Below are 24405 nucleotides of genomic sequence, written 5' to 3' on the forward strand. Positions count from 1 at the left end.
CAGCGGGCGCTCAGCGGGCGCTCAGCGGGCGCTCAGCGGCGATCCCCGCTGTCCGCGCGCTCCAGCAACCGCCCCGGCAGCGCCAGCAGCAAGGCCACGGCACCCACCGCCAGCAGCGCGGCAAGCAGGTCGAAGGCCAGGTACAGGTCGCCGGTGCGGGTCTTGATCGCACCCACCGCGATCGGGCTGAGCAAGGCCGCCACGCCGCCCAGGCTGCTGACCAGCGCGATGCCGGCGGGGGCCTGGTTGCCGCCCAGGTAGGCCGGCGGAATCGTCCAGAACACCGGCAGCGCGGCCAGGCACGCGGCGGAGCCGACCGTCATGCACGCCACCGCCGGCATCAGTTCGCCGCGCAGGACGCCCATCAGCAGGAAGCTGGCGGCCGCCACCAGCAGGCAGCCCGCCACATGCCAGCGCCGTTCCAGGCGGCGGTCCGAACTGCGCGCGAGCAGGTACATCGTCAACAGGCCGAGTACATAGGGCAGGGTGGAGATCCAGCCGATGCGTGCCATGTGCGCTTCACCGAAGCCCTGGATCAGCGTCGGCATCCAGTAGGCGATGGTGTTGGTGCAGGCATAGATGGACAGGAAGGTCAGGCCGATGACATAGATGCGTGGATCCCTGAGCAGCGCCCGGATGCCGCCGTGCTGGCGCGCGTGGCCTTCCTTGCCGAGGTCGCTCGCGAGCATGGCCTTCTCCGCCGGCGTGAGCCACGCTGCCTGCGCCGGACTGTCGTCGAGGTAGCGCCAGGCAACCAGGCCCAGCAGCATTGCGGGAAGGCCTTCCACCACGAACAGCGCCTGCCAGTCGCGCAGCCCCAGCCACCCGTCCAGGTGCAGCATGATCGCCGCCGCCAGCGGGCCGCTGATCATGCCGGCGAAGGTGCCCGACATCAGGAACAGCGACGTGATCCGTCCGCGGCGCTGCGCCGGGAACCAGTAGGTCAGGTACAGGATGACGCCCGGGAAGAAGCCGGCCTCGGCCACGCCCAGCAGGAAGCGCGCGACGTAGAGCGCCTCGGGCGAATTGACCTGGCTGGTGGCGACGGTTGCGAGGCCCCACAGCAGCAGGATGCGCGTGATGGTCCGGCGCGCGCCGGTCTTCTGCATATAGAGGTTGCTGGGCACCTCGAACAGGATGTACCCGGCGAAAAAGGCCGCCGCGCCGATGCCGTAGGCCGCATCCGAGAGACCCAGGTCGCTGGCCATGCGCAACTTGGCGAACGAGATGTTGATGCGGTCGATCGTGTTCAGCACATAGGCCGCGAACAGGAACGGCAGCAGCCGCCACGTGATCTTGCGGTAGAGGGCGGCAAGCGAGCCGGCATCCTGCAGTGGTGCCGAAGCAATGGCCGAGGCGGGGGCGAGTGGTTGCACTTGGTACTCCTGGGCTTTGCGGCTGTTGTCTCCCCGCTCCCGCAAGCGGGAGCGGGGAGCAAGCCGGTCGCGGGGTCAGGCTGCGGTTTCCCGCATGGCGCGGTCCAGCATCGGCACCGCGAGTTCGCAGGTCTCGATGCCTTGCAGGCTGACGATCTTCAGCACGGCCAGGATCTGCGCGCGCGTGGCGCCGAGGCGCAGCGCGGCTTCGATATGCCGCTGGGTGCCGTGGCCGTACATGTGGGTGATTGCCGCATCGCCGGCGATGCAGAGGAACTCGATCCACAGCGGCGGCAGGATGTTGTCCTGCCACAGGCCGAAGCCCATCGCCAGGAATTTCTCCAGGTACTGCGGATCCCAGCGGTACAGCGTTTCCCACAGCGGATTGAACATGCCGTTGGCGCGCACCGCGTCGCACACGGGCGTGGCGCCGGGCGTGACTGACGCAACAGCGGGTTCATCGGAGATGCCGGCACGCGCCAGTTCCTCGGCCAGTGCCGGCACGCCGACCGCGCAGGCATGGATGCCGACCACGCTGGCGAGCTTGAAGACTTCCAGGATCTCGGCACGCGTGGCGCCCAGCCGGATGGCTTCGCGCACGTGGCGCGACACGCCCGGCTTGTACAGGTGCGTGGCGGTGACGTCGATATTCAGGCGGATCAGCGCCACCAGCTTGGGGTCAAGTACGCCTTCGGCCTGCGCATCGCGGGCCAGCGCGACCCAGCTGGCAATCCACTTGGGATCCCATTCGGTCAGCGGATCGAGCTCGCTGCCGAGCGCACCGGTGTCGCGCAGCGCCTTGTAGTGGGGAAAGAGGTTGTGTTGCATGGCTGTCGAAATCCGGGATGGGCTCAGATGGCCGAGCCGCCGTTGGGGCTGATGACCTGGCCGACCAGGTAGTGTTCGTCGCTGGCGAGGTGCAGCACGGTGGCGGCGTATTCCTCCACGGTGCCGAAGCGGCCCGCCGGGCAGCTTTGCCAGAGCCGGTTGCGGCCGTCTTCGCCGATCTTTTCCAGGTATTCATTGAAGGCCGGCGTCGCGACCCCACCGGGCGCCATGGCGTTGACGCAGATATTGGCGCCGGCCACTTCCAGCGCCACGGAGCGGGTGAAGGCAACCACCGCGCCCTTGGTGGCGCTGTAGTGCGGGCTGTGCGCGCTGCGGGACGAGATCCCGGCAATCGAGGCGATATTGACGATGCGGCCGTAGCGTTGCGGCTGCATCAGCCGCAGCGCCTCGCGCGTGCAGTAGAACGTGCCGTGTACGTTCACGCCCCAGTAGCGCAGCCATTCCTCGTCGGTGATCTCGCTGGTAAAGCCCAGCGACGCGCGCGGCACCGGTGTCTGCAGGTACGCGTAAAGCTTGTTGCGGCGCTCGGTGTCCACCGGTCGGTTCGGGGTCAGCGCGGCGTTGTTGACGAGGATATGCACCGTGCCGAAGGTCTCGCGCGCCTGCGCGAACATGTCGGCCACTTGCTGGCTCGACGATACGTCGCAGACGACGGAAAGGCAGCGGCGGCCTTCGGCCAGCACCGCTTCGCGCGCCGCGGCCAGCGATGCCGGGTTGATGTCGCAGATCACCAGGTCGGCGCCTGCGCGCGCCAGCGCCACGGCGATGCCCTGGCCCAGGCCGGGGCCGACGCCGGTCACCACGGCGATCTTGTTGGTCAGTTTCATGATCGGTTGCTGCAAAGGGGGCTGTGTTCAGAGGCCGACGGCACGCGCGGCCGAAGCATGGCGCGCCGTGGCGGGTGACTGCGCTCAGACGCTGCCGGGTACCGGGAAACCGCGTTGGCCCGGCTTGCGGTTCGGTGCCATGCCGAGCTGGCGGATGGTCTCGTCGGCGCTGTCGTACCACTCGTCGATCTTGTAGATGCGGCGCGCTTCCTTGCCGTTGGCCACATCGCGGCCAAGCTCGCGCGCCAGGCGCACGGTCTGCTCGATCTGCTGCACGGAGGTCATGCGCTCGCCCTTGCGGCCCCACAGGTTGTCTTCGATGCCCACGCGCACATGCAGGCCCAGCGCAATCGCCATCGCGTTCATCGGCAGCACCGCGCGCATCGCGCTTTCGATCGTCAGCACCGCGCCGTCCGGCGTGCGGCGCGCGAATTCGATCATGTCGGCCGGGTGCAGGCCCGCCGCGCCGCCGCCGATGGCGACGTAGTTCAGGATCAGCGGGCCGCGGTACAGGCCCTTGCGGATCAGGCGCTCCACCGTCTCCAGTTGCGCCACGTGGCCGAGCATGAAGTGCGGCTGGATGCCGGCCCTGGCCAGGCGCTCCAGGTGCTCGATGAAGAACGACGGCTTGGAGTCGACCACCATTTCGCTGTACGCGTTGAAGTATTCGGGCTTCTCGAGGATGGTGCCCTGCACGTCGTCGGCGGTCAGCATCTCGCAGATATTCATCTGGCTGGTGTTGATCGCGATCGTGACCTGGTCAGGCTTCGGATCGAGTGCGGCCAGCATGTGGCGCGTGTCATAGTCCAGCCACTCGGCGGCCTTGCCTTCGCCTTCGGGCGCGAACGAGATCGAGCCGCCGACCTGCAGCACCATGTCGGGCACGGCTTCACGCAGGCGCGCCAGCATCTCGTTGAACATCGAGATGCGCTTGGAGCCCTTGCCGTCCGACTCGCGCACATGCACGTGCAGCACCGTGGCGCCGGCGTTGTAGCAATCGACCGCCTTCTGGATCTGCGCATCCATGCTGACCGGGATGTCGTCCGAGTCGGAGGGCAGCCACTGCGGGCCGTAGGGAGCGACCTGGATCACCAGTTTTTCCTGGTTTTCGGGAAGCAGGCTGTCGTCGAGAAAATGCATGGATAGTCTCCTGATGGTGAAGCCCTCTGCACGGGGGCGGTGCAGGTATTCTGGACGCCGGCCGCATGCGGCGTTTATCCTGCTGTCACTATTTCCTATCCCTTTGGCACAGCTGGTGAAAACCCGAACGCTGGGGCCCGGGAAGCGCTCCGGGCACGGCTTGCCGTGCCATCCGCGCCGTGCTGGCATGACCAGTCGCTTATGTTTCCGCGGTTTTATTTCATTGGTTTTTGCGGCCGGACCGTGCGCAAAATCCCGGTGCACACACGCCACCGATGCCATCGGCACCATCGACCTCGGGCATCGCATCCACAGAAGCGGCGTGGGCTTACGGAGACAATATGAAATCAAGCCCGACATGCCGCGGCAAGCGCGCATGGCATCTCGCAGTACTGACCGCCACCGCACTGGCAGCCGCCCCCGTCCTCGCGCAGGGCACATGGCCGTCACGCCCTATCCGCATGGTCGTGCCGAGCCCGGGCGGCAGCGGCCCCGACGTGCTGGCGCGCGTGTTCGCCGAACAGATCTCGCAAGCACTGAAGCAGCCCGTGGTGGTCGACAACAAGCCCGGCGCCAACGGCCAGCTGTCGGTCGATGCCGTCGTGCGCGCGCAGCCGGACGGCTATACCGTGCTGCTGGCGAGTGCCTCGGCTACCGTGATGAACCAGGCGATCCAGCCGAAGCTGCCGTTCAACATCGTCGATGACCTGGTGCCGGTCGCGCAGATCGGCTCGGGCGGCGTGCTGCTGGTGGTCACGCCGGACTTTCCGGCCAGGGACATGAAGTCCTTCGTGGCAACGGTCAAGGCGCAGCCCGGCAAGTATGACTACGGCAGCTGGGGGATCGGCTCGGGCGGGCACCTTGCCATGGCGCAGCTGCACACGCTGGCGGGCATCGATCTGACCCATGTGCCCTACAAGGGCGTGCCGCCGATCCTGACCGACCTGCAGGGCGGCGTGCTGAAGATCGCCTTTGTCGATATCACCACCTCGGTGCCGCTGGTGAAGAGCGGCAAGATCCGCCCGCTGGGCATCACGGGCAAGCACCGCGCGCCGGCGTTCCCCGATGTGCCGACCATGGCCGAGCAAGGCTTCCCGATGACCAACGAGGGCTGGTACGGGCTGTTCGTGCCTAAAGGGACGTCGCGCGAGATCGTCGCGACGCTGAACCGGGAGATCAACAAGGCGCTGCGCTCGCCGGCGCTGGGCACGCGCTTCCAGCAGCTCAACATGATGACCGATCCGCCGCTGACCACGCCGGACGAGTTCGCGCGCACGGTGCGCAACGACTATGCCACGTGGGCCAACGTGGTCAGGATCAACGGCATCAAGCCGGAATAGCGGGGCGCGGGGGCGGGGCGCGGGGCGAACAGCAGGCAAGTCAGCCGGCCGCGGCCAGCTCCGCGCAATGCTGGAACAGCTCGATGGCCGGCGAGGGGGCCTTGCCGGCCAGCGTGAAGGTGGACACCGGCAGCAGCACGCCCGGTATCTCCAGCGGAAGGACATGGGCGAGGCCGCGCGCTTCATAGGTGCGCGCCAGGCGCCCGGTCATCATCGCCACCGCCTGCATCGCCTCCAGCAGGCCCAGCACCAGGCCAGCCGATACGGACTCGACATGGTTGGCCGGCACCTCCACCTTCATGCGCCGCAGCGACGCGTCCAGGCTCTGGCGCAGCCGCGCCGTGCGCGGCGGCACGACCCACGGGTACGCCACAAGGTCGGGCCAGTCCACCGTCGCGCAGGCCGCCAGCGGATGTTCCGGGTGGACCGCCACGCGCATCACTTCCTCATACAAGTGGCGCTGCTCGATGTCCCCGGCCGTGGCACGTTCCGATAGCGCACCCAGCACGATGTCCAGCCGCCCCGTGCGCAACTGGCCCATCAGCACGTCCATCGGCGCCTCGTACACCGCGATATTCAGCGTCGGCCTGCGCGCCTTGGCCAGCGCGATGATGCGCGGCGCGAGCGCCAGCGTCGAACCCGGCATGGCGCCGACGGCAATCGATGCGCATGCGCCTTGCCCCAGCGCCAGCAGTTCATCGCCGGCGCGGTCCAGTTCGTCCAGGATCGACTGCGCATAGCGGACAAAGATCATGCCGTGCGGCGTGGGCTCGATGCCGCGGGGCTGGCGCACGAACAAGGGGTAGCCCAGCCCTTCCTCGACCTCGGTCAGCGCCTTCGATACCGCCGGCTGCGTGATGTTCATCGCGTTCGCGACACGCGCGACCTGCCGGTACTCCTCCAGTGCTATGACCAGACGGAGATGGCGCAGCTTTAGTCCGCTGCGCAGGAAGCCGATCGCATCCATGCTGAAAACCCCTAGAAACCAAGCGTGATTCGTTGCGGCGCGGCCGGTGAAGGCAAGGCGTCGCCGTGGGCGATATTACCTTTTGGTTTGGTCAGTCGCATCACTTTTCATTAGTCATGCGCACGCTGCCTTCGCACAATGGCTGCACCGGCCCGGCACTGGCGCCGAGACAACAAGGAGACAGCAATGGAAGCAGCACAGACGGCAGCAGCACTGAAGGCGGTGGAGACCCCGGCGGCGTGGGAGGCCAGCGACATTGCCGCAAGGGAGGGTGAATGGGTGGTCTGGCTGGGCGCGGACGAAATCGCGCAACTCGACGCAGCGCTGGCGCATACGAAATCGCTTGGGCTCGCCGTGCCGGCCATCTGCAAGGAGACATTCCCCCTCGGCAGCCTTGCCGCGAAGCTCGAAGTCCTGCGCCATCGCCTGGAACGGGGGCTGGGCGTGGTGCTGCTGCGCGGACTGCCGGTCGAGCGCTATTCCAAGATGGATGCCGGCACGATCTACTGGGGCATCGGCATGCACCTGGGCCGCGCCGTCGCGCAGAACGCGTTTGGCGACGTGCTGGGCCACGTCTGGGACCTTGGCAAGGACCCGAAGGAAGACATGACGGCGCGCGGCTACCAGTCCCGCCATCGGCTGCCGTTCCATACCGATGGCGCCGACGTGGTCGGCCTGCTGTGCCTGCGCACGGCGCGCCGTGGCGGCATGAGCAGCATTGCCAGTTCGATGGGCATCCACAACGCCATGCTGCGCGAGCATCCCGAACTGCTGGCACGGCTGTACCAGCCCTTTGCCTTCGACCGCCGGCACGAAGAAGCGCCGGGCCAGGCGCCGTACACGATGACGCATGTCTTCAGCTGGCACAACGGCCGGCTGTTCAACCGCTATATCCGCAGCTTCATCAATACCGCGCAGCGCTTCCCGGACGCGCCGCGTCTGGCGCCCGAGGATATTGCCGCGCTCGACCAGTTCGACGCATACACGCAGGACCCGCGCTTCCGCATCGACATGGCGCTGGCGCCCGGCGACATGCAGTTCCTGAACAACTACGTCGTGCTGCACTCGCGCACCAGCTACGAGGACCATCCCGAGCTTGACCGCAAGCGCCACCTGCTGCGGCTGTGGCTGTTCACGCCGGGCCTGGCCGACGTGCCGGAGAGCTTCCGGCTGCGCTACCTGCTGACCGACGCGTGGGCGAAGAACCCGCGTCCGCCGATCTATGACGTCAACCAGATCATGGGCGTGACCACGCATTGATGCGTACCGCGCGCCAACTCTCTTCAGCCATCCCAGACAAAGGAACCCCGCAATGCACGCCCCCATGATTTCCCTGCACGGCAAGACCGCCTGGATCACCGGCGGCTCCAGCGGCATCGGCCGCGCCTGCGCGCTGTCGCTGTGGCAAGCCGGCGCGACCGTCGTGATCTCCGCGCGCAGCGAAGCGGCGATCGCCGCGCTGGCCGCCGAATGCGGCAATGAGCGCGTGATCGCGCTGCCGCTGGACGTCTCCGACCGCGAGGCCGTGGCCGCCGCCGGCCGGCAGCTGCAGGAGCGCGTCGGCGCCATCGACATCCTCGTCAACGCGGCCGGCATCAACGTGGTCAACCGCAGGCTGTCCAGGCTGACGCCGGCCGACTGGGACCAGGTCATCGACATCAACCTCAACGGCGCGTTCTACTGCATGCACGCGGTGCTGCCCGGCATGCGCGACAAGGGGGAGGGCACCATCATCAATATCTCGTCGTGGGCGGGGCGCCATGCGTCGGCGCTGACGGGCGCCGCCTACGGCGCCAGCAAGCACGCCATGGCGGCGATGACAACTTCCGTGGCGATGGAGGAGTGCGCCCACGGCATCCGCGCGTGCGCCATCTATCCCGGCGAGACCGCCACGCCGATCCTGATCAACCGGCCCACGCCGCCCGCCGCGGAAGACCTAGCCCGCATGCTGCAGCCGGAAGACGTGGCCGACGCCGTGGCGTTCGTGGTGTCCCTGCCGGCGCGCGCCACCGTGAACGAGCTGGTCATCAGCCCCACCTGGAATCGCGCCTTCCTTGGCTTCCAGCCGCCGCTTAAGCGCGGCTGAGCGCGGCTGAGCAGCTTAGCAGCACCGGCGGCCGACACGGCCGCTGCCATGGTGCGAGCAGCACCTGGCAGCGGCGTGCGGTCAATGCATGGCAGGACAATCCCGGAAGAAGACAACCATGAACCGACGCAGATGGTTGCAGGACCTGATCCCCGCCGCGATGGCGGCGTGCCTCGCCCCAAGGGTGTTCGCTCAAGCCGCGGCCCCTCCGGCGTGGCCATCGCGGCCGTTGCGGATGATCGTGCCGGGCGGCGCGGGCTCGGGCACCGACCTGATCGCCAGGGTGTTCGCCGAGCCGCTCGCGCGCGCGCTGCGGCAACCGGTCGTGGTGGAAAACCGCGCGGGCGCCAACGGCATCGTCGGCAACAACCTGGCGGCCAAGGCGGCACCCGACGGCTATACCATCCTCTTCAGCAACGCCTCCGCCATCGCAATCAACGCGGCCCTGCGCGACACCATGCCCTACGACACCCTCAGGGACCTCGCGCCGGTGATCCAGGTCAGCGCCGGCGGGGTGCTGCTGGTGGCGACGGCCGAGACCCCGGTGCGCGACCTCGCAGGCTTCGTCGAATACGTCCGCGCGCATCCCAACATTGCGTACGGCACCTGGGGCGTCGGCTCGACCGGACACCTGGCGATGGAAGCCATTGCCCGCGCGCGCGACCTGCGCATGCGGCATATCCCGTACAAGACCATGGGGCAACTGCTTACCGATCTGCAGGGCGGGGTCGTCAGCATTGCGTTCGTGGATGCACGCTCGCCGCTGTCGCTGATCCAGGCCGGCAAGCTGGTGCCGCTCGCCATGACCGGCACGCGGCGCTCGCCGATGTTGCCGGAGGTGCGGACGCTGAAGCAGCAGGGCTTCGACCTGGATCTCGATGGCTGGTACGGCGTATTCGTTCCGGCGCATACGCCTGCCGGCATCGTGCTGCGGCTCAACGAGGAAATCGCCAGGGTGATGGTGGCGCCGGCATTGCAGGCCAGCTTCACGCAGCAGGGCTTGCTGTGGGTCGAGAAGAACTCGCCGGAACAGTTCGCGCGGGTGATCCAGAGCGATATCCGGGCGTGGAAAGCGCTGGCGACGACGGCGCGGATCCAGGTCGACTGAGCAACGGTCCGCTACGGCGGACCGTTTGCTACGCGGCGGCGCGCGTAGGGTACAGCGCTTCGAGCGGCCGGCTCGCGCCGACAGACAGCGCCGCAGCGCGCGCTCCTGCGCATCTTTATACGTTCTTTATACGCACCGATCACCTTTCTACCCGGTTTTTACGACCCCGTCGCTAAGCTGCAAGGCGAAACCATTCAAAGGTGCTTTGTCATGGACGGGATCTACTTGATCGTATTGATCGGCTTCGCGGTGCTGAGCGCAGCCCTGCTCGGGCTTTGCGCTGCGCTCGCGCCCAACGCGCCGGCACGCAGCGAACACGGCGGCCCGCATCACCAGATGCCGGTAAAGAACAGCGCAACGGACAGGGGGTTGTGATGAGCTGGACGGACCTGTTGAGCGGCGCGCTGGCCGTTGCCATTTTTGCCTACCTCCTCATTGCGTTGTTCCGGCCGGAGAAATTCTGATGTCCTCCCAATTCGTGGGCCTGCTGGTCCTCTATCTCGCCGTCCTGCTGGCGTGCGCCCCTTTTCTCGGCCGCTATCTCCGGCGTGCGGTGGAGGACGGCAGCTATTCGCTGACCGCCTGGGGCCGTCCGCTGGAACGGGTGCTGTATCGACTGGGCGGCGTGCGTGCCGAGTCCGGGATGGGGTGGAAGCAGTACGCCATCGCGGTGCTGGCCTTCAACCTGCTTGGCGTGGTGGCGGTCTATGCGCTGCAGCGCGTGCAAGGCATGCTGCCATTGAACCCGCAAGGCTTCGGTGCCATTACGCCGGACTCGGCCTTCAACACGGCCATCAGCTTTGTCAGCAACACCAACTGGCAAGGCTATGCCGGCGAGTCGACCATGGGCTATCTGACCCAGATGCTCGCGCTCACCGTGCAGAATTTCCTGTCCGCGGCAACCGGCATCGCCGTGGTGTTTGCGCTGATCCGCGGCTTTGCGCGCCAGAGCGCCGCCACCATCGGCAACTTCTGGGTCGACATGACGCGGGTCACGCTGTACGTGCTGGCGCCGATCGCGACCGTGATTGCGCTGGCGCTGGTCAGCCAGGGCGTTATCCAGAATTTCGACGCCTACAAGGAAGCCAGCCTGGTCACGCCGGCCGAATACAGCCAGCCGAAGGTCGACGCGGCCGGGCAGCCGGTGCTCGATGCGCAAGGCAAGCCGGTGGCGGAAGACCTGAAGACCGACAAGCAGACGCTGGCGATGGGCCCGGTTGCCTCGCAGGAAGCCATCAAGATGCTGGGCACCAACGGCGGCGGCTTCTTCAATGCCAACTCGGCGCATCCGTTCGAAAACCCGAATGGCCTGGCCAACCTCATCGAGATGCTGGCGATCTTCCTGATCCCGGCGGCGCTGTGCTTCACCTTTGGCGAGATGGTGGGAGACAGGCGACAGGGTGTGGCGGTGCTGGCTTCCATGACGGTCATTTTTGTCGCGATGGCCTGCGTGGCGGCGATGTCCGAGCAGATGGCCAATACGGCGCTGGCCGGGCTGCCGGTGGATCACGCCGCGTCGATGTGGCAGGCCGGCGGCAACATGGAAGGCAAGGAAACACGCTTCGGCATCGCGGCATCGGCACTGTTCGCCACCATCACGACGGCGGCATCGTGCGGCGCCGTCAACGCCATGCATGACTCCTTCACCGCCATCGGTGGCCTGGTGCCGATGCTGCTGATGCAGCTGGGCGAGGTGGTGTTTGGCGGCGTGGGTTCGGGGCTGTACGGCATGCTGGTCTACGCCGTGCTCGCGGTGTTTATCGCCGGCCTGATGATCGGCCGCACGCCGGAGTACCTCGGCAAGAAGATCGAAGTCTACGAAATGAAGATGACGGCCGTGGCGATCCTGGTCACGCCGCTGCTGGTGCTGCTCGGCACGTCGGTGGCGGTGATGGCCGAGGCGGGGCGCGCCGGTGTGTTCAATCCCGGCACGCACGGCTTCTCCGAGATCCTGTATGCACTCTCGTCGGCGGCCAACAACAATGGCAGCGCCTTTGCGGGCCTGTCCGCCAACACGCCGTTCTACAACACGCTGCTGGCGGCGGCCATGTGGTTCGGCAGGTTCTGGATCATCATCCCGGTCCTTGCGCTGGCGGGCTCGCTGGCAGCCAAGAAGCGCGTCCCGGCGAGCGGCGGCACGATGCCGACGCACGGCCCGCTGTTTGTCGTCCTGCTGGTGGGCACGGTACTGCTGGTCGGTGCGCTGACCTATGTCCCGGCGCTGGCGCTGGGGCCGGTCGCCGAGCAGCTGCAGGGCACGGCGGCGGCAACGGTGGCCAGGTAAATCGACCTCTGACAAAAACATATCGAGCATTCCTGACACGTTCGGCCCCTGCACTGACTCGCCAATGCAGGTGCCGTCCGTCTCCAGCGGATTGCGGAGCAACCATGCGACATGAATCGACGGCCCCGGTGGCCAAGGGCGGCGCCAACAGGACCGGCGCATCTGCCTCCAACACGCCTCAGGCGAAGAGCGCGCCGGTGTCGGACCGGCAACACGGTTCGCACCATCATCGCCCGCCAGCGCGCAGCATGTTCGCGCCGGAGCTGGTGAAGCCCGCGCTGGTCGCGGCCTTCAGGAAGCTGTCGCCGCGCGACCAGCTGCGCAACCCGGTGATGTTCGTGGTCTACGCGGGCAGCATCCTGACGACCATTCTTTTCCTGAAGGCATTGGCCGCGCCGGCAGCCGCCGGTGGAGAATCCGCCGGCTTCATCCTGGCGGTTGCGGTGTGGCTCTGGTTCACGGTGCTGTTCGCAAACTTTGCCGAGGCGCTTGCCGAAGGCCGGAGCAAGCAACAGGCCGAGGCGCTGCGCGGCCTGAAGACCACTGTCACCGCGCGCGTGCTCAAGGACGGCAAGCGCGGCAGCGCCACCGAAGCGCGCCCAGCGACCGCGCTGCGACGCGGCGACGTGGTGCTCGTCGAGGCGGGCGAAATGATCCCGGGCGATGGCGAAGTGATCGACGGCGTGGCCTCGGTCGACGAAAGCGCCATCACGGGCGAATCGGCGCCGGTGATCCGCGAGTCGGGCGGTGACTTCTCGTCGGTGACCGGCGGTACGCGCGTGCTGTCCGACTGGATCGTGGTGCGCGTCACGACCAACCCCGGCGAAAGCTTCATCGACCGCATGATCACGATGGTCGAAGGCGCCAAGCGGCAGAAGACGCCGAACGAACTGGCCCTGACGATCCTGCTGGTGGGGCTGACCATCGTGCTTCTGCTGGCCACGGCCACGCTGCAGCCGTTCTCGCTCTACAGCGTCCTGGTGGCCAAGGCGGGCGTGCCGGTCACGATCACCGTGCTGGTGGCGCTGCTGGTGTGCCTGATCCCGACCACGATCGGCGGGCTGCTTTCCGCGATTGGCGTGGCCGGCATGAGCCGGATGATGGAAGCAAACGTGATCGCCACCTCGGGCCGGGCTGTAGAAGCCGCCGGCGACGTAGACGTGCTGCTGCTCGACAAGACCGGCACCATCACCCATGGCAACCGCCAGGCCTCGCGCTTCATTCCGGCGCCGGGCGTGTCGCCGTTGCAGCTCGCGGAAGCGGCGTGGCTGTCGTCGCTGGCCGACGAAACGCCGGAAGGGCGCAGCATCATCACGCTGGCCCGCCAGTTGCCGGGGGTGACCGCGCCGGCGATGGCAAGCCTGAAGCCGGAGTTCGTGCCGTTCAGTGCGCAGACCCGCATGAGCGGAGTGGATCTGCGCGATGACGGCGGCGAGCGTCACGTGCGCAAGGGTGCCGCGGCTGCCGTGCGCCGGTACGTCACGGAACGCGCCGGCAAGTTTCCCGATGCGGTATTGCAGGCCGTCGATGAGGTCGCCCGTGCCGGCAGCACGCCACTGGTGGTTGCCGACGCCAACGGCGATTCGGTGCGCGTGCTTGGCGTGATCGAGCTGAAGGACATCGTCAAGACCGGCATTCGCGAGCGCTTCGGCGAACTGCGCAGGATGGGCATCAAGACGGTGATGATCACCGGCGACAACCGGCTGACGGCGGCGTCGATCGCAGCGGAAGCAGGCGTTGACGACTTCCTGGCCGAAGCCACGCCGGAGGCCAAGCTCAAGCTGATCCGCGAGTACCAGGCAGAAGGGCGGCTCGTCGCGATGACCGGCGATGGCACCAACGACGCCCCCGCGCTCGCCCAGGCCGACGTGGCCGTGGCGATGAACAGCGGTACGCAGGCGGCCAAGGAGGCCGGCAACATGGTCGACCTGGACAGCAACCCGACCAAGCTGATCGAGATTGTCGAGATCGGCAAGCAGATGCTGATGACGCGCGGCTCGCTGACGACCTTCAGCGTGGCCAACGACATCGCCAAGTATTTCGCGATCATCCCGGCGGCCTTTGCCACCACGTATCCGCAGCTCAACCTGCTCAACGTGATGGGGCTGGCCACGCCGGCGTCGGCCATCATGTCGGCGGTGATCTTCAACGCGCTGATCATCGTCGTGCTGATCCCGCTGGCGCTCAAGGGCGTGGTCTACCGTCCGCTGGGCGCCGCGGTGCTGCTGCGCCGCAACCTGCTGATCTACGGCCTTGGCGGCATCCTGGTGCCGTTTGCCGGCATCAAGCTGATCGACATGATCCTGGCCCTGTTCGGCTGGGTCTGATTCGCTTCTCTCTCTCTCTCTCTCTCTCTCTACCCCTTCTACGATTCGGAGCATTCATGAATACGCAAGTGCAGTCCCGGCAGCCGTCTCCGGCACCCGTGCAGGGTGGCTTGTTGCGGCCAATGCTGGTGGTGTTCGTCGGCCTTTCGCTGGTGACTGGTCTGCTGTATCCCGGCGTGATCACGGCCATCTCCAAAGCCGTGTTCCCCCATCAGGCAGGCGGCTCGCTCATCGAGAAGGATGGCAAGGTGGTTGGCTCGGAACTGATCGGCCAGCCGTTCTCCGACCCGAAGTACTTCTGGGGCCGGCTGTCCGCCACCGCACCGATGCCGTATAACGGCGCGGCTTCGGTGGGGTCCAACCTCGGGCCCGCCAATCCGGCGCTGACCGACGCCGCTCGCGCGCGCGTCGACGCACTGCACGCCGCAGATCCGGACAATCAGGCGCCGGTTCCCGTGGATCTGGTGACGGCATCCGGCAGCGGGCTCGACCCGCACATCAGCCCCGCGGCCGCCGAATACCAGGTGGCGCGCGTCGCCCGCGTCAGGGGGATTCCGATCGAACAGGTGAAGCAGCTGGTTGCCGCACACACGGAAGCGCCGCTGCTGCCAGTGCTGGGGGACCCGGGCGTCAATGTCTTGAAGCTGAACCTTGCGTTGGATGCCATCGCACGGAAGTAGCACGGTGCCGCGTGCGTGCCACGACGCCGCCGCGCAGAGGCGCGGCGGCACTGGCCTGCCCGCGCGAAATCCCGGCACCTTTATCGAATTTGCACACGGACGCTGCAGCTTTTGATGCCGTTTTTACGCGTCAGTCCATATCGTGGCGAGGCTCCCGGTAACGGGGGATTCCTTCAACTCTCGTCGCATCAACAATGACTGACCTGCGCCATACCGCGGCCGTGCTGCTCGCATGTTCCGCATCTTCCATCCTTGCCTTCACTGCCATGCCCGCCATGGCGCAATCCCAGCCTGACGCCGAGCCGTCTGCGCATACGCTCACGGCCAACCTCTCGATCGCCACCGACTACCGCTACCGCGGTCTGATGCAGACGAACCGCCGGCCGGCGATTCAGGGCGGGTTCGACTACAGCCATGCGAGTGGGTTCTACCTCGGCAACTGGAATTCGAGCATCAGCTGGCTGGGAGACAGCAATCCCGAGGTGTCGGCCCCGATCGAGATGGATTTCTACGGCGGCTACAAGAATACGTTCGGTGGCGACTGGACCTACGATCTCGGCATGCTGCAGTACTACTACCCGGGCGACTACCCGGCGAACTACACGCGCCCGTACACCACCGAGGTGTACGCGGCCCTGGGCTACGGTCCGGTGACGCTCAAGTACTCGTACGCCCCGACCAATCTCTTTGGCTTCGCCGACAGCAGGCACAGCTGGTACGTAGACCTGACCGCCAACGTGCCGCTCAATGTCTGGGACCTTACGCTGAACACCCATGTGGGTTACCAGAAGGTGCAGGTCGCCAATGCATCGTATATGGACTGGAAGATCGGCCTGACCAAGGACCTGGGCAAGGGATTCGCGCTGGCCGTGGCCTACATCGACACCAATGCCGACAAGGCGGTGTACACCAATGCCAGGGGCCGCTACATGGGCCGTGGCACCGCATGGGCTTCCTTGACGAAGACGTTCTGAGCGCGCGTGGCCGGCGCTGCCGATTTTGATGCGGATTTAATGCGTCGGCCTTATCTCCTTACATCAAATTTAGACGGCGCTGGCTAGCATGAGGGCATGTTCAACACGTGACCCGCAAGCGCGGGTTCATCCCAACATGCGATAGTCAAGCCTGGCCCGTTGATGCTGGAGGAGGCCATTGCCCTGCTTCCTCAGCCATCCGTGGCGCGGGATGAGCATCTGGCAGCCTGAAAGTCCTGCCTGTCGAGACGACGATGAAACCCCCTGTCCCACTCTTCTTCACCTGCGCGGTGTGCGGGCACGTTCACTCCGAGACCTTGCAGGATCTGGTCTCGGGGAAGGCGCCGCGGCCGCTGACTTGTCCTGCCTGCCACCGCGAGCTGGGCATCGACTGGGGCTGGGTCACTGACCAGGCGGCCCAGCCAGGGCTCATCTCCACAGAGCGGTAGGGCACTCGCCCGTACCGCCTGCTCCCACCCCGATCGCCCGTCCGGGAAAACCCCCATAAAGCCGCTGTCTTGAAATGGCCATACCCCGTCCCTATAATTAGCACTCGTCGGGGGTGAGTGCTAACAGCATCAAGTGCCCCTTGCGACACCTGAACATTTCAGACGGCCGTCGCCTCGGTAGCCGGCCGATTTGTGATCGAAAACTCACTTTTGTATCTAGGAGTCCGTATGAACCTGCGTCCTCTGCACGACCGCGTGATCGTGAAGCGTCTGGACAACGAAACCAAGACCGCGTCCGGTATCGTGATTCCCGACAACGCTGCCGAGAAGCCCGATCAAGGCGAAGTGCTGGCGATTGGTCCCGGCAAGAAGGATGACAAGGGCAACAACATTGCCCTGGACGTCAAGGTCGGCGATCGCGTGCTGTTCGGCAAGTATGCCGGCCAGGGCGTGAAGGTGGATGGCCAGGAACTGCTGGTCATGCGCGAAGAAGACATCATGGCCGTGGTCAACAAGTAATTCGTTACTTGCAGCACACCACCCGTACAGATTTCAGGAGATTCAAGAATGGCAGCTAAAGACGTAGTGTTCGGCGACGCCGCACGTGCCAAGATGGTTGAAGGCGTGAACATCCTCGCCAACGCAGTCAAGGTGACCCTGGGCCCGAAGGGCCGCAACGTGGTGCTGGAGCGCAGCTTCGGCGGCCCGACCGTGACCAAGGACGGCGTGTCCGTGGCCAAGGAAATCGAGCTGAAGGACAAGCTGCAGAACATGGGCGCCCAGATGGTCAAGGAAGTGGCTTCCAAGACCAGCGACAACGCCGGTGACGGTACCACCACCGCTACCGTGCTGGCCCAGTCGATCGTGCGCGAAGGCATGAAGTTCGTTGCCGCCGGCATGAACCCGATGGACCTGAAGCGCGGTATCGACAAGGCTGTCGGCGCCGCCGTGGAAGAGCTGAAGAAGGTCAGCAAGCCCACCACCACCAGCAAGGAAATCGCCCAGGTTGGCGCGATCTCGGCCAACAGCGACACCTCGATCGGTGAGCGCATTGCCGAAGCCATGGACAAGGTCGGCAAGGAAGGCGTGATCACCGTCGAAGACGGCAAGTCGCTGGCCGACGAGCTGGAAGTCGTGGAAGGCATGCAGTTCGACCGCGGCTACCTGTCGCCGTACTTCATCAACAACCCGGAAAAGCAAGTTGTCCAGCTGGACAGCCCGTTCGTGCTGCTGTTCGACAAGAAGGTCTCGAACATCCGCGACCTGCTGCCGGTGCTGGAGCAAGTGGCCAAGGCCGGCCGTCCGCTGCTGATCATCGCTGAAGACGTCGAGGGCGAAGCCCTGGCGACCCTGGTGGTCAACAACATCCGTGGCATCCTGAAGACCGCCGCCGTCAAGGCCCCGGGCTTCGGCGACCGCCGCAAGGCCATGCTGGAAGACATCGCCATCCTGACCGGCGGCACCGTCATCGCTGAAGAAATCGGCCTGACGCTGGAAAAGGCCACCCTGAACGACCTGGGCCAGGCCAAGCGCATCGAAATCGGCAAGGAAAACACCATCATCATCGATGGCGCCGGCGACGCAGGTGCGATCGAAGGCCGCGTGAAGCAAATCCGCGCCCAGATCGAAGAAGCGACCTCGGACTACGACCGTGAAAAGCTGCAAGAGCGCGTGGCCAAGCTGGCTGGCGGTGTTGCCGTGATCAAGGTTGGCGCTGCCACCGAAGTCGAAATGAAGGAAAAGAAGGCCCGCGTGGAAGACGCCCTGCACGCCACCCGCGCTGCGGTGGAAGAAGGCATCGTCCCCGGCGGCGGTGTGGCCCTGCTGCGTGCCCGCGCTGCGATCTCGGCACTGACCGGTGAAAACCCGGACCAGAACGCCGGTATCAAGATCGTGCTGCGCGCCATGGAAGAGCCGCTGCGCCAGATCGTGCTGAACGCCGGTGAAGAAGCGTCGGTCGTCGTTGCCAAGGTCATCGAAGGCAAGGGCAACTACGGCTACAACGCGGCATCGGGCGAGTACGGCGACCTGGTCGAAATGGGCGTGCTGGACCCGACCAAGGTCACCCGCACCGCACTGCAGAACGCCGCTTCGGTGGCTTCGCTGATGCTGACCACGGACTGCGCTGTTGCCGAATCGCCGAAGGAAGAGTCGGCTCCGGCAATGCCGGGCGGCATGGGCGGCATGGGCGGCATGGAAGGCATGATGTAATTTGTGCCGACCGACTGCCGGCAGGGTGTCACAACCTGAGCCGGCAGGCTGTCACAGCAAAAACCCCCGCGGGTGCGAACCCGCGGGGGTTTTTGTTTGTGGGGGCCTTGCCTGCTTTATGACTTGCGGGGCTTCAGGGTCAGACCTCCACCACGTAGCACCAGTCAAAGCGCGCATTTTCCAGTTCCCCCGTCCGCCGGCTGACATAGCCGCGCGGATTGCACACCACGCGTGAATCGTCGATGCAGTAGTCGAAACTGGTGTGCGTATGCCCATGGATCCACAGGTCCGCCTGCGCCACCAGGTCTGGCCGGCGCGACAGGAACCCGCCTGACACCAGGTCGTGCGAGTAGCGCGGGTCGAGACTGCCCAGGTCCGGGCCATGATGCGTGACCACCACGGTCTTGCCCTGGAACGGCCGCGCCAGTTGCGCGGCCAGCCAGGCCGAAGCAGCCTCGTGGCGCGCCAGCGCGTCTTCCGGGGTGAAATGGCGTGCCTTGCCATCGCCGCCTTCCAGTTCGATCAGCCGGTGATCGAGCATCACGCCCGCGCAAGCCTGCATCGAAGCCTCGCGCCGGTCGGCGCCGAACAGCGTGTAGTCGGTCCACCAGGTCGTGCCCAGGATGCGCACGCGGCCCCTGGCGCTATCGAACTCGGCGACGGCATTGTTGAGCACGTGCATGCCGGGGTGGTCCGCGGCAGCCTCGGCCATCTGCCGGTCGACGGCGTTGAAGTTGCTCTCGTAGTACTCGTGATTGCCCGGCACATAGACCACGGGCTTGCCGAAGGTGCGCGCAGCCCAGTCGATGCCGTCGCGGCCGTTGGCGATGTCGCCAGCCAGCACCACGATGTCGGCATCGCAGCCGGGGACTTCCTGCGGCAGGTTGTGCTCGATATGCAGGTCGCTCAGGATGCGCAGTTTCATGGGAACTCCGGGGCGATGTTGTCGGGCTGCATGCGCCGCGCTGTCGGCGGGGGCAGTGGTGGCATTCTTAAGAAGCCTGGCGCCGTGGTCAAGTCCCCCGGGCGAAACGGATGGCCGTAGCCTGTGCCGCCGGAAAGGAAAAAAGCCCGGAACCAGGTCCGGGCAAGGGACTGTCTGGCCGGCGTTGCACCGGGAGACAGCCGGGGGAACCGTTCAGGGTTACCCGAGAGTCCTATCCTCCCTGTCCTGCCATGGTCGGCAGCAGGACGCGATAGATCTGGATAAACGCCGGCCCCAGCAGCACCAGCAGCAGCGAGGGGAAGATGGTAAAGATCAGCGGGAACAGCAGCTTGAGCGCGATCTTGGCGGCCTCTTCCTCGGCCAGCATGCGGCGCTTGGTGCGCAGCATGTCCGACAGCACCCGCAGCGACTCGCCCAGGCTGGTGCCGAAGCGGTCGGCCTGGATCAGCATCGAGGCGAACTTGTCCACATCCTCCACGCCGGTGCGCAGCGACAGGTTGGACAGCGCCTTTTCCTTGGAGAAGCCGGAGCGCAGTTCGAGCAGCATCAGCTGCAATTCGTCGGCCATTACCGGGCAGCGCAGCGCAAGTTCGTCGGCGACCCGCATCAGCGCGGCGTCGAGGCCGAGGCCGGCTTCCACGCACACGGTGAGCAGGTCGATGACGTCGGGAAATTCCTCGAAGACCTTGCGTTGGCGCTCGGCAACCTTGCGTGCCAGCACGACGTTGGGGAGGTAGTAGCCGATCGCGCCCAGCAGCGCCAGCAGGGCGAGCATCGTGTACTGGTCCTCGAACGCTGGATGGCCATTCAGCGCCAGCAGCCCGGTCATCGGCAGCACCAGCGCTAGCACGGTCTTGGCACCAAAATACAGCGGCGCGGCGCTTGCGCTGCGCCAGCCGGCGTTTGTGAAGCGCACGCGCAGCTGTGAATTTTCCCAGCCCTCTTTGGGCAGGGACAGCCGCGACACCGGTTGTGCCAGGCGCACCAGCTTCTCGATCCAGGCCTGCCGCGCGTCGGGAGCGGAGGGCATGCCTGCCTGGCCGGCGAGCTGCTCGACGCGTCCGTGCATGCGGTTCGGTGAAAACGCGTACATCACGGCAAGCACTGTGCCGAATGCCGCCACGAAGACCAGCGCGAGCACGACCAGCTGCTCGGCAGGAATACCCTCGATGATGCCTTGCATGATTGACTCCCCTCAGGACCGTTGTGCCGCCGTGGCTTGCTGTTGTTGTCTCATACTCGGATGCGGATGATCTTGCGCATCCATAGCACGCCGAACACCATCGACACCAGCGCGCCGCCGATCATGCGCCACCCGATCGGGTCTTCCCACAGCACCTTCATGAAGCCCGGGTTGACCACCATGATCATGCCGGCGGTCGCAAATGGCAGCAGGCCCAGGATCCATGCGGACAGGCGTCCTTCGGCAGAAAGCACGCGGATCTTGTCGAACAGCTTCAGCCGCTCGCGCACCATGTTGGCGATGGTGTCGAGGATCTCGGCAAGGTTGCCGCCGCTTTCGCGCTGGATCAGCACGGCGATGACAAAGTAGCGCAGGTCGCCCACCGGCACACGGATTGCCAGGTTGGTCATGGCCTCGTCCAGCGCCACGCCGTAGTTGATTTCTTCGAACGTAGTGCGGAACTCGGGGCCGATCGGGGCCTTGATCTCCTGGCCGACCATGCCCAGCGCACCGCTGAACGAGTGCCCGGCGCGCAGGGAGCGGCTGATCATGTCGACGGCGTCCGGCAGTTGCTTCTCCATCTGCTTGATCCGCTTGATCCGCAGGCGCATCACGTGCAGCACTGGCATCAGCCCGGCCACGGCGGCAATGGCCAGCACCACCGGCGCCGGCACCGGCACCAGTGGGATCAGTGCGACCGTGCACAGCACCACGAGCGCGCAGTAGCCCAACAGTTGCGATACCGACCAGGAACTGCCGGACTGCTCCAGCCAGCGGTCCAGCGAGCCGATGCGCGGCATCCGCATCAGCCACTGCTGCATCCGCGGTGAATCGCTGAGCAGGCGCTTCTTTAGAATCGACAGGCGTTCGGCATTGACGTGGCCGCCCGCGGACAGCGCACGCAGCCGCGCCTCGATACGCTTGGCGGCGGGGCCGTGGTAATTGTTCCACCAGAGATAGATGCCCTCGACGCAGAGCACCACCGCCGCGAACAGCAGGATGCCGAAGGCATAGAAGATCGTGCTCATTTGCGTCTCCCCCGATTGAATGTGCCGCGTGCCTTGCGCGGATCACACTTCATAGCGATGCGCCGGATCGTAAGTTTCATCGGGCAAGCCCACGCCGAACACGCGCAGCCGCTCGGCAAACTTGGGGTACACCCCGGTGGCGCGGAAATGGCCGCGCACGGTGCCGTCCTTGTCCACGCCGGAGCGCTGGAAGGTGAAGATCTCCTGCATGTTGATGATTTCGCCTTCCATGCCGGTGATCTCCGCGATGCTGATGATCTTGCGTCGCCCATCGGTCATGCGTGCGGCCTGGACGATCACCGTGATGGCTGAAGAGATCTGCTGGCGTATCGCCTTGGCCGGCATGGTCAGGCCGGCCATGCTGACCATGTTTTCAAGGCGTGTCAGCGCGTCGCGCGGGGTATTGGCGTGAATGGTGGTCAGCGAGCCTTCGTGGCCGGTGTTCATCGCGTTAAGCATGTCCAGCGCCTCGCCACCACGCACCTCGCCCAGGATGATCCGGTCCGGGCGCATGCGCAGCGCGTTGCGCACCAGCGAGCGCTGCGTGATCTCGCCCTTGCCTTCGATGTTCGGCGGGCGGGTTTCGAGGCGCAGCACATGAGGCTGGCGCAACTGCAGTTCGGCCGCATCCTCGATAGTGACCACGCGCTCATCCTCGGGGATAAATCCGGACAGGATGTTCAGCAGCGTGGTCTTGCCGCTACCGGTGCCGCCGGAGACCAGCACGTTGATCTTGGCGTGCGCCAGCGCCTGCAGCATCTGGGCCATCGGCGGGGTCAGGCTTCTCAGGTTTACCAGGTCGGAAACCTGCAGCGGATTGACTGCGAAGCGGCGGATCGACAGCAGCGGCCCGTCGATCGCCGATGGCGGGATGATGGCGTTGACGCGCGAACCATCGGGCAGGCGCGCGTCGACCATCGGGCTGGTCTCGTCGATGCGGCGCCCCACGCGCGACACGATCTTCTCGATGACCTTCATCAGGTGGGCGTCGTCGTAGAAACCGATATCGGTAAGTTCCAGCTTGCCGCGTCGCTCGACATAGGTTTGCTTCGCCGTGTTGACCAGGATGTCGGACACGGTCGGATCCTGCAGCAGCGGCTCGAGCGGGCCGAAGCCAAACATCTCGTCATAGATGTCCGACGTCATCTGGCGGCGTTCAGTGTCATTGATCAGGATCCGCTCTTCGTCGATGATGGCGTCGATCAGCACGCCAATCTCCGTCTTCACCTGCTCCAGTGGATAGCGCGCCAGCCGCTCGAGTTCGACCCGGTCCAGCACAGCGTCGTGGACGGTCTTCTTGAAATTCCGGTAAGCCTGCGTGGTGCCATGGCTGCGGGCGGGCACAGCATGGCCGTTCATTTGCAGCACCGGGTTCTCTGGCAGGGAAAGCTGTTCGCGGATCGACATGATGGACTCCGGTTCGTGATGCGGTTCAGGCGGCGCTCGACTTCGGGCGCAGGAAGAGCCTGGCCAGCGACTGCCTGGCCGGCTGCGCCTGCCGTTCGGTCCCGGCGCTTGCGGCAAGCGTGGCGCCGAGAGACAGCAGCGACTTGGCGATGGCGCTGCGCTTCTGTCCCTTGAGCACGGGAACGCCGTGGCCGATCGATTCATCCACGGCAACAGGATCATCGGGCAACGCGTGGAAGACCTTCATGCCGAAGACTTCTTCCAGCTTGGCACGCGGCAGCTCGTCGCGGCGGCCCTGGCGGTTCAGCAGGATGCGGATCTTGTCCTCGGTGTAGTGCAGCGCGCGCAGGATATCCAGCAGGCGCTTGCCGGTGCGGACATAGGGGATGCTGGGCTGCACGGTCAGGAAGATGCTGTGGCTGCGGTCGAAAGCCGCAAGCGACAGTGGGGTGACCGACTGCCCGATGTCGATCAGGATGAAATCGTAGCGCGGGCTGACCACGGAAAGGATGTGGTCGATCCTGTCCTTGCGGACCTCGTTGGCCTTGATCGGGTCGATCGCACCGGCCAGGATATCGAATCCCTCGTCGACGCGGGTCATGCAGGCATCGAGGAAGGTATCGTCCATGCGTTCCAGCTGCGAGCACACGTCCGTCAGGGTCGCGGGCGGGGTCTTGTCGCTGACCAGGAATGCCGTATCGCTGAACTGGGTGTTCAGGTCGATCAGAAGTACCCGTTTGCGCTCGCCGGCGCTCAGGGCGTAGGCCAGGTTGCCGGCGATAAAGCTGGTGCCGGCGCCGCCCTTGCATGAAACCAGCGAGATCACGCGCGCTTCGTTGCGCTCCCTGGGCACGTGGTTTGCCTCCAGCCGCCCGAGCGCCTCGCTCAACTGGCCCTTGTCGAGCGGCCACGGCAGGATGTCGCGCACCCCGGCACGCAGTGCCCGGATCAGGACATCCGGCTGCTGCGCCGACGTCACCAGGATGCAAGGCAGGTCGGGATGCTGCTGGCGCAAGGCTTCAATGCCCAGCATCTGCGTGCCGCCGCGGAAGTCCTGGTCGAGGATAAGCGCATCCGCGCTGCGCAGGTGGCTGCCATGCGTGCATAGCGCGGCGGGAGCATCCTGCAGCCGCATGATCTGGAAGGTTCCACAGGCGTCCGCCATACGCGAAAGCTCGCCCAACCTTTCAGCATCCTCGGAAACGATCAGAATTCTGAGCATG

General features: G+C 65.8%; 22 protein-coding genes. 12 read left to right on the top strand and 10 right to left on the bottom strand.

Going from position 1 to position 24405, the window contains the following annotated elements; translation table 11 throughout:
• Positions 1–32: 32 nt before the first annotated feature.
• From CTP10_RS03225 to CTP10_RS03240, 4 genes are all read right to left on the bottom strand, one after another.
• Complete coding sequence (locus tag CTP10_RS03225; RefSeq protein WP_116317306.1) at positions 33–1376, bottom strand: MFS transporter; 1344 nt, start codon at positions 1374–1376, stop codon at positions 33–35.
• A 75-nt stretch (positions 1377–1451) separates the two neighbouring features.
• Positions 1452–2204: a carboxymuconolactone decarboxylase family protein gene (locus CTP10_RS03230; RefSeq protein WP_116317307.1), complete on the bottom strand. Its 753-nt coding sequence runs from the start codon at positions 2202–2204 to the stop codon at positions 1452–1454.
• 23 nt (positions 2205–2227) lie between these two features.
• On the bottom strand, positions 2228–3052 hold the full coding sequence (locus CTP10_RS03235; RefSeq protein WP_116317308.1) for an SDR family NAD(P)-dependent oxidoreductase: 825 nt from the start codon (positions 3050–3052) through the stop codon (positions 2228–2230).
• A gap of 84 nt (positions 3053–3136) precedes the next feature.
• Positions 3137–4192 (bottom strand): 3-keto-5-aminohexanoate cleavage protein, encoded by a 1056-nt coding sequence (locus CTP10_RS03240; protein WP_116317309.1) that lies wholly within the window; start codon positions 4190–4192, stop codon positions 3137–3139.
• Positions 4193–4533: 341 nt separating this feature from the next.
• On the opposite strand from CTP10_RS03240, the gene CTP10_RS03245 reads away from it, so the two are divergent.
• Positions 4534–5532: a Bug family tripartite tricarboxylate transporter substrate binding protein gene (locus CTP10_RS03245; RefSeq protein ID WP_158577628.1), complete on the top strand. Its 999-nt coding sequence runs from the start codon at positions 4534–4536 to the stop codon at positions 5530–5532.
• A gap of 40 nt (positions 5533–5572) precedes the next feature.
• Here the strand turns inward: CTP10_RS03245 and CTP10_RS03250 are convergent, their stop codons facing one another.
• Entirely contained in the window at positions 5573–6499 is a 927-nt protein-coding gene (locus CTP10_RS03250) for a LysR substrate-binding domain-containing protein (RefSeq protein ID WP_116317311.1), read from the bottom strand.
• A 186-nt stretch (positions 6500–6685) separates the two neighbouring features.
• On the opposite strand from CTP10_RS03250, the gene CTP10_RS03255 reads away from it, so the two are divergent.
• From CTP10_RS03255 to groL, 11 genes are all read left to right on the top strand, one after another.
• Positions 6686–7759, top strand: a complete 1074-nt coding sequence (locus CTP10_RS03255) for a TauD/TfdA family dioxygenase (RefSeq protein WP_116317312.1) — start codon at positions 6686–6688, stop codon at positions 7757–7759.
• Positions 7760–7811: 52 nt separating this feature from the next.
• Entirely contained in the window at positions 7812–8585 is a 774-nt protein-coding gene (locus CTP10_RS03260) for an SDR family oxidoreductase (protein ID WP_233527947.1), read from the top strand.
• Positions 8586–8703: 118 nt separating this feature from the next.
• Positions 8704–9693 carry a Bug family tripartite tricarboxylate transporter substrate binding protein gene (locus tag CTP10_RS03265; protein ID WP_233527948.1) on the top strand — a complete coding sequence of 330 codons (990 nt, stop codon included), beginning with the start codon at positions 8704–8706 and terminating at the stop codon, positions 9691–9693.
• Positions 9694–9903: 210 nt separating this feature from the next.
• On the top strand, positions 9904–10068 hold the full coding sequence (locus tag CTP10_RS03270) for a hypothetical protein (protein ID WP_158577629.1): 165 nt from the start codon (positions 9904–9906) through the stop codon (positions 10066–10068).
• On the top strand, positions 10068–10157 hold the full coding sequence (gene kdpF / locus CTP10_RS03275; RefSeq protein ID WP_116317313.1) for a K(+)-transporting ATPase subunit F: 90 nt from the start codon (positions 10068–10070) through the stop codon (positions 10155–10157). The genes CTP10_RS03270 and kdpF overlap by 1 nt, the downstream gene beginning before the upstream one ends.
• Positions 10157–11977 carry a potassium-transporting ATPase subunit KdpA gene (gene kdpA / locus CTP10_RS03280; protein ID WP_116317314.1) on the top strand — a complete coding sequence of 607 codons (1821 nt, stop codon included), beginning with the start codon at positions 10157–10159 and terminating at the stop codon, positions 11975–11977. The genes kdpF and kdpA overlap by 1 nt, the downstream gene beginning before the upstream one ends.
• Positions 11978–12081: 104 nt before the next feature.
• Positions 12082–14304 (top strand): potassium-transporting ATPase subunit KdpB, encoded by a 2223-nt coding sequence (gene kdpB, locus CTP10_RS03285; protein WP_116317315.1) that lies wholly within the window; start codon positions 12082–12084, stop codon positions 14302–14304.
• A gap of 56 nt (positions 14305–14360) precedes the next feature.
• The gene (gene kdpC / locus CTP10_RS03290) at positions 14361–14984 is read left to right on the top strand and encodes a potassium-transporting ATPase subunit KdpC (RefSeq protein WP_116317316.1); all 624 of its coding nucleotides are present in this window, start codon (positions 14361–14363) and stop codon (positions 14982–14984) included.
• Between the two features lie 194 nt (positions 14985–15178).
• A complete protein-coding gene (locus tag CTP10_RS03295; protein WP_116317317.1) occupies positions 15179–15958 on the top strand; it encodes a TorF family putative porin in 780 nt (259 codons plus the stop codon).
• Between the two features lie 677 nt (positions 15959–16635).
• A complete protein-coding gene (groES, locus tag CTP10_RS03300; protein WP_008644494.1) occupies positions 16636–16926 on the top strand; it encodes a co-chaperone GroES in 291 nt (96 codons plus the stop codon).
• 48 nt (positions 16927–16974) lie between these two features.
• Entirely contained in the window at positions 16975–18618 is a 1644-nt protein-coding gene (gene groL, locus CTP10_RS03305) for a chaperonin GroEL (protein ID WP_116317319.1), read from the top strand.
• Positions 18619–18757: 139 nt separating this feature from the next.
• Here the strand turns inward: groL and CTP10_RS03310 are convergent, their stop codons facing one another.
• The 5 genes from CTP10_RS03310 to CTP10_RS03330 form a co-directional block, all read right to left on the bottom strand.
• On the bottom strand, positions 18758–19543 hold the full coding sequence (locus CTP10_RS03310; protein WP_116317320.1) for a metallophosphoesterase: 786 nt from the start codon (positions 19541–19543) through the stop codon (positions 18758–18760).
• A 232-nt stretch (positions 19544–19775) separates the two neighbouring features.
• Complete coding sequence (locus CTP10_RS03315) at positions 19776–20747, bottom strand: type II secretion system F family protein (protein ID WP_116317321.1); 972 nt, start codon at positions 20745–20747, stop codon at positions 19776–19778.
• A gap of 50 nt (positions 20748–20797) precedes the next feature.
• A complete protein-coding gene (locus CTP10_RS03320) occupies positions 20798–21775 on the bottom strand; it encodes a type II secretion system F family protein (RefSeq protein WP_116317322.1) in 978 nt (325 codons plus the stop codon).
• Positions 21776–21817: 42 nt separating this feature from the next.
• Positions 21818–23182, bottom strand: coding sequence for a CpaF family protein (locus CTP10_RS03325; RefSeq protein WP_116317323.1), 1365 nt, complete (start codon positions 23180–23182; stop codon positions 21818–21820).
• Positions 23183–23207: 25 nt separating this feature from the next.
• Positions 23208–24404 (bottom strand): AAA family ATPase, encoded by a 1197-nt coding sequence (locus tag CTP10_RS03330; RefSeq protein WP_116317324.1) that lies wholly within the window; start codon positions 24402–24404, stop codon positions 23208–23210.
• Between the last annotated feature and the right edge of the window lies 1 nt (position 24405).

The organism is Cupriavidus sp. P-10 (assembly GCF_003402535.2).
Classification (GTDB): Bacteria; Pseudomonadota; Gammaproteobacteria; order Burkholderiales; family Burkholderiaceae; genus Cupriavidus.